This window comes from Streptomyces tricolor (assembly GCF_002155905.1).
Classification (GTDB): domain Bacteria; phylum Actinomycetota; class Actinomycetes; order Streptomycetales; family Streptomycetaceae; genus Streptomyces; species Streptomyces tricolor.
The window spans coordinates 1-5,832 of record NZ_MUMF01000846.1; the positions used below are offsets into that span (position 1 = coordinate 1).

The window sequence follows — 5,832 nt, forward strand, 5'->3', positions numbered from 1 at the left end:
CGGCTCCCCGCACGACACCGGATACCCGCTGGCCGACCTGCTCGCCGACGCCGAGAAGCTCGGTGCCCGGCGGCTGGTCCACGCGAGTTCGGCCGCCGTCTACCGCGGCGGCGCCGCCGAGGACCGTACCGAGGACTCCGTCACCGAATCGCCGAAGGACGCCGAGGCCCGGCTGTGGTGGGACGCCGAGCAGCAGTGCCGCGCCTGGGGCCGGCAGTCCGGGACGCCCGTGCAGATCGTCCGGTTCGCCGAACCGGTGGGACCGCACGCCCCGCTCGGCGGAGTCCTCGCCGACTGGATGCTGCGGGCCTGGACCCGGCGCCCCATGCCCCTGACCGAGGGCCGCCGGCACCAGATCGTCGACTACCGCGACATGGCCGGCGCCCTCGCCGCGCTCCTCGCCCGCCCGGCCGGACCGGAGGTCTGCAACGTCGCCTCCGCCGGCTACGACGAGACCGCGCTCGCCGAGCTGGTCACCGAGACCGCCCGCCGCACCCCCTGGGAGCAGGCACCCGCCCCGGCGGCGCACACCCCGCTGATGTCCACCGACCTGATCACCGCCGAGACGGGCTGGCGGCCCTCGGCGTCCGTCCGCAACGGCGCGCGGGCCCAGGCCCAGTGGCTGGCCTGCGACACCCACGACGACCTCGTCGGACTGTGGGCCTGACGATGGCGGAGAAACAGGCGGCGCCCGAGTCGGCGCGCGGCACGGACGGCGGGATCTTCGCGCCGCCGTACCTCGCCGCCACCCTGACGTTCGCCGTGGTGATGTTCCTGACCGGGTTCGCCGCGCTCGCCGTGGTACCCACCCTGCCGACCGCCGCCCGGGACCTGGACGGCGTGTCCCTCTTCCCGGTCGTGGCGGGCTGCTTCGTCGCGGCCAGCCTGTTCGGCGGGGTGCTGGGCGGCCACTGGGCGGACCGGGCGGGCGCCCGCCGGCCGCTGGCGCTCGGCATGGTCCTGTCGGTGCTCACCCTCCTGGTGTCCGCGTCCAGCGTGTCCGTCTGGCAGCTCGCCGCCGGCCGGTTCGTGGACGGCCTGGCCGCCGGCATGGTCGCCGTGTCGGTGACCACCGCCATCGGCCAGGCCTACCCCGAGCACCTGCGCCCGCGGATGCTCGCCATGATGAGCGCCAGCTGGGTCATCCCGTCCCTGCTCGGCCCGCCGCTCGCCGGTGTCGTCGTCCAGTGGTGGTCCTGGCGCGCGGTCTTCTACGGCCTGGCCGTCCTGACGGCGCTGCCCGCCGTCGCCCTCGTCGCCGTGCTGCGCAAGCCCCCGGCCGACGAGGAGGCGGCCGTACCGCCCCCCGGCGAACGGGCCGCCCGCCCCCCGCTGCTGGTCGCCGCCCTGCTCAGCCTGGGCGCGGCCCTCGGCCAGTACGGCGTCTCCGACTGGGACCCGCGCCACCTGGCGTTCGTCGCCGTCGGCATCGTCCTGCTCGCCGTGTTCGCCCCGCGGCTGCTGCCGCGCGGCACCTGGCGCAGCGCCCGGGGCCTGCCGACCGCGGTGCTGCTGCGCGGCCTGACCTCGGGGACCTACTTCACCATCGAGGCCCTGGTGCCGCTGATGCTGATCACCGAACGGGACGTCGACGCGGTCGTGGTCGGCGTGGCGTTCACCGCCTCCGCGGTGCTGTGGGCGGGCGCCTCCTGGGTGCAGAGCAAGGCGCTCCAGCACGTCGCCCGGCACCGCCTCGTCACCGTCGGCGCCCTGATCATGACCGCCTCCGCCGCCCTCGCGGTGGCCGGCTGCTTCGGCGGCCTGCCCGCGGTCACCGCCGCGGCGGCGATGCCGCTGTCCGCCATCGGCATGGGGCTGCTCGACCCCTGCGTCACCGTGCTCTCCCTCAAGCACAGCGAACCGCACCGGCAGGGCCACACCACCAGCGCGATGCAGACCAACATGAACCTCGGCCAGGTCGTCGTGCTCGCGCTCGCCTCCGGGGTCCTCAACGCCTGCCTCGCCGCCGGCGCCGCCCCGCTCGACGGCTACCGCCTGGCCTTCGCGCTGCTCGTCCTGCCGACCCTGCTGGTCGCCCTGCTCGCCGTCCGCGCCCGCGGCGACTGAACCCCCTCTTCCGCTGCTTCTCCTTTTCTTCCGCACCCTCCCATCCGAAAGGGACCGTTGTGCGCAGTGACCTTGTCGTCATAGGCCTCGGCTACGTGGGCCTGCCCCTCGCCGTGGAAGCCACCCGCTCCGGCATGACCGTCGTCGGCCTCGACAAGAACCCCGAGATCGTCGCCCGCCTCAACGACGGCGTCTCGCACGTCGACGACATCGACGACGCCACCGTCTCCGGCGTCCGCGCCCAGGGCTTCACCGCGACCACCGACGAACGCGCCGTCGCCGAGACGGACACCGTCGTCATCTGCGTCCCCACCCCGCTGTCCGAGCACGGCGGGCCCGACCTGACCATGGTCGAGAGCGCGGTCACGGCGGTCAGCCGCCACCTGCGGCCCGGCACCCTCGTCGTCCTGGAGTCGACCACCTACCCCGGCACCACCGACGAACTGGTCCGGCCCCTCCTGGAGAAGTCCGGGCTCACCGCCGGCCGCGACTTCCACCTCGCCTTCTCCCCGGAACGCGTCGACCCCGGCAACCAGGTCTACGGCATCCGCAACACCCCCAAGGTCGTCGGCGGCCACACCCCCGCCTGCGCCACCGCCGCCGCGGCCTTCTACGGCAAGATCGTGGACACCGTCGTCCAGGCCGGCGGGACCCGCGAGGCCGAGATGGCCAAGCTCATCGAGAACACCTACCGGCACGTCAACATCGCGCTGGTCAACGAGATGGCCATCTTCTGCAACGAACTCGGCATCGACCTGTGGGACGCCATCTCCTGCGCCGCCACCAAGCCCTTCGGCTACCAGGCGTTCCGCCCCGGCCCCGGCGTCGGCGGCCACTGCATCCCGATCGACCCCAACTACCTCGCCCACAAGGTCCGTACGCTCGGCTACCCGTTCCGCATGGTCGAACTGGCCCAGGAGATCAACACGCGCATGCCGCGCTACGTCGTGGAACGCGCCCAGCACCTGCTGGACCGGGCCGGCAAGACCCTCACCGGCGCCCGCGTGCTGCTGCTCGGCGTCACCTACAAGGCCGACATCGCCGACCAGCGGGAGACCTCCGCCCGCGACGTCGTCAAACGGCTCCGGGCCCGCGGCGCCGACGTCACCTACCACGACCCGTACGTCCCCGAGTGGTCCGTCGACGGTACGGCCGTCCCCTCGGCCGCCGACCTGCCGGCCGCCCTGGCCGACGCCGACCTCGCCATCCTCCTCCAGCGGCACCGGGTCTTCGACCTGGACGACATCCAGCGGCGCGCCCCGCTGCTCCTCGACACCCGCGGCGCCACCCGCCCGCAGCCGCACGTCGAACGCCTCTGACACCGGCCCCGCTTCCTCACCCGTTCCCTTCCCCCGGGGCATGACGCCCCGCACACCCCAGGAGTGCTTCCATGTGCGGTATCGCCGGGTGGGTCGACTTCGCCCGCCCCGTCGACCACGACATCGCGCGCGCCATGACGGACACGATGGCCCGGCGCGGCCCCGACGCGGAGGGAGTGTGGACCGACGGCCACGCGGCCCTCGGCCACCGCCGGCTGTCGGTGATCGACCTCGAGGGCGGCTGCCAGCCGATGGCCGCGGACGAGGGCCCCGGCGCCCGCGCCGTGCTCACCTACAGCGGCGAGACCTACAACTTCCAGGAACTGCGCACCCAGCTCACCGGACTCGGCCACCGCTTCACCACCCGCAGCGACACCGAGGTGGTGCTGCGCGCCTACCTGGAGTGGGGCCCGTCCTTCGTGGACCGGCTCGAAGGCATCTACGCCTTCGCGATCTGGGACCGCGACCGGGACGAACTCCTCCTCGTCCGCGACCGGATGGGCGTCAAGCCGCTCTACTACGCGCCGACCGCCTCCGGTGTCCTCTTCGGCTCCGAACCCAAGGCGATCCTCGCCCACCCGGAGTTCCGGCCCGTCCTCGACGCCGACGGGCTGCGGGACATCCTGTCCGTGGCCAAGGTGCCCGGCCATGCCGTCTTCCGCGGCATGCGCGAGGTCCCGGCCGGCTGCCTGGTCCGCGTGCACCGCTCCGGCCTCGCCGAGGAGCGCTACTGGCAGCTCCGGGTCGCCGAGCACACCGACTCCCTGAACGACACCGTCCGCACGGTCCGCGACCTCCTCGCCGCCACCGTGGAACAGCAGATGGTCTCCGACGTACCGCTGTGCACCCTGCTCTCCGGCGGCCTCGACTCCAGCTCGCTGACCGCGCTCGCCGCGCACACCGCCCGCACCAAGGGCCAGGGCCGCATCCGCTCCTGCTCGGTCAGCGACCCCGACCTGGACGGCACCGCGGGCCCCGACGCCAACGAGGACCACATCTACGCCCGCCTGCTCGCCGAACACGTCGGCTCCGACCACAGCGAACTCCCGCTGAAGGCCCCCGACCTGCTCGACCCGGCGCTGCGCGCGTCCGTGCTGCGCGCCTACGACCTGCCCATCGCCAAGGGCGACGAACACGCCTCCCTGCACCTGCTGTTCAGCATCGTCCGGCAGCACTCCACCGTCGCCCTGTCCGGCGAGTGCGGCGACGAGGTGTTCGGCGGCTACCGCTGGCAGCGCGACCCCGACGCGGTCTTCTCCACCACCTTCCCCTGGGTCCACGAGGGCCGCCACAACTACCAGGGCAATGAGGTCGTCTTCACCCCGGACCTGCTCGCCAAACTCGACCTCGCCACCTACGAACGCGACTGCCACAGCACGGCCGTCGCCGAGATCGACGCCCACCGGCAGCTGGACGACCCCGCCGAGGCCCGCTACCGCGAGGTCACCTACCTCGCCCTCACCCGCCACGCCCAGGTGCTCTTCGACCGCAAGGACCGCATGAGCATGGCCTGCGGCCTGGAGGTACGGGTGCCGTTCGCCGACCACCGGCTGGTCGAGTACACCTTCAACGTCCCGTGGGCCATAAAGAGTTTCGACGGCCGGGAGAAGAGCCTGCTGCGCGCCGCCATGAAGGACCTGCTGCCCCCGGCGGTCGCCCAGCGCGTCAAGACGCCGTACCCGTCGATCCGGGCCGAGGCCTACAACCGGACCCTGCGCGAGCGCCTCGCCGACCTCGTCCGCACCGGCACCGGCCCGCTCGACCCCTTCTTCTCGCCCGACCTCAAGGCGCGGGTACGGCGGGACGGAGCCGCGGCGCTGGAGGAGGGCATGAGCCGGGCCGCGCTGGAGACGACCCTCCAGCTGGACGAGTGGCTGCGCGCGTACGACGTGGACGTCGTGCTCTGACGCACCGACCGTGGCGCGCCGTACCGGCCGCCGGGCACGGACCGGTCATGGACGGGTCAGGTCCGGCGGCCATACTGGTCCGCATGGAACGCATCGGGGGATACCTCGTCGAGCGCCGGCTCGGCGAGGGCGGCATGGGCACGGTCTATCTCGCGCGCACGCGCGGCGGGCGGGCCGTCGCGCTGAAGGTGGCCAAGGCCGAGCTGGCCGCCGACCCGGTGTTCCGGGAGCGGTTCCGCAGCGAGGTCGAGGCCGCCCGCGCGGTCGGCGGCTTCCACACCGCGCCGGTCGTGGACGCCGACGTCGACGGCGACCCGCTCTGGCTCGCCACCGCCTACATCCCCGGCCCGACCCTCGCGGCCCGGCTCGCCGCCGAGGGCGCCATGGACGAGCCGCAGCTGCGGTCCCTGGGCGCCGCCCTCGCCGAGGCCCTGGAGTCCATCCACTCCTGCGGCCTGGTGCACCGGGACCTCAAGCCCGGCAACATCGTCATGGCCGTCGACGGGCCCCGCGTCCTCGACTTCGGCATCGCCCGGGCC

At 73.6% G+C, this 5,832-nt stretch carries 5 protein-coding genes; all 5 read left to right on the forward strand.

Annotation, left to right across the window (positions count from 1 at the left end):
* Window positions 1-667: NAD-dependent epimerase/dehydratase family protein (locus CCN44_RS40555; protein WP_244204052.1), on the forward strand; the 667-nt coding region annotated here is incomplete at its 5' end.
* A gap of 2 nt (window positions 668-669) precedes the next feature.
* Window positions 670-2,067 (forward strand): MFS transporter, encoded by a 1,398-nt coding sequence (locus CCN44_RS40560; RefSeq protein ID WP_208639934.1) that lies wholly within the window; start codon window positions 670-672, stop codon window positions 2,065-2,067.
* 59 nt (window positions 2,068-2,126) lie between these two features.
* Window positions 2,127-3,386, forward strand: coding sequence for a nucleotide sugar dehydrogenase (locus tag CCN44_RS40565; protein WP_059249326.1), 1,260 nt, complete (start codon window positions 2,127-2,129; stop codon window positions 3,384-3,386).
* A 71-nt stretch (window positions 3,387-3,457) separates the two neighbouring features.
* Window positions 3,458-5,293, forward strand: coding sequence for an asparagine synthase (glutamine-hydrolyzing) (gene asnB / locus CCN44_RS40570; protein ID WP_086704181.1), 1,836 nt, complete (start codon window positions 3,458-3,460; stop codon window positions 5,291-5,293).
* 83 nt (window positions 5,294-5,376) lie between these two features.
* On the forward strand, window positions 5,377-5,832 hold a 456-nt coding region (locus CCN44_RS40575; RefSeq protein WP_143650416.1), incomplete at its 3' end, for a serine/threonine-protein kinase.

Bases quoted from the DNA above. Each gene is read 5' to 3' on its own strand.
- CCN44_RS40560 (WP_208639934.1), top strand. From the start codon at position 670: ATGGCGGAGAAACAGGCGGCGCCCGAGTCGGCGCGCGGCACGGACGGC.
- asnB (WP_086704181.1), top strand. From the start codon at position 3,458: ATGTGCGGTATCGCCGGGTGGGTCGACTTCGCCCGCCCCGTCGACCAC.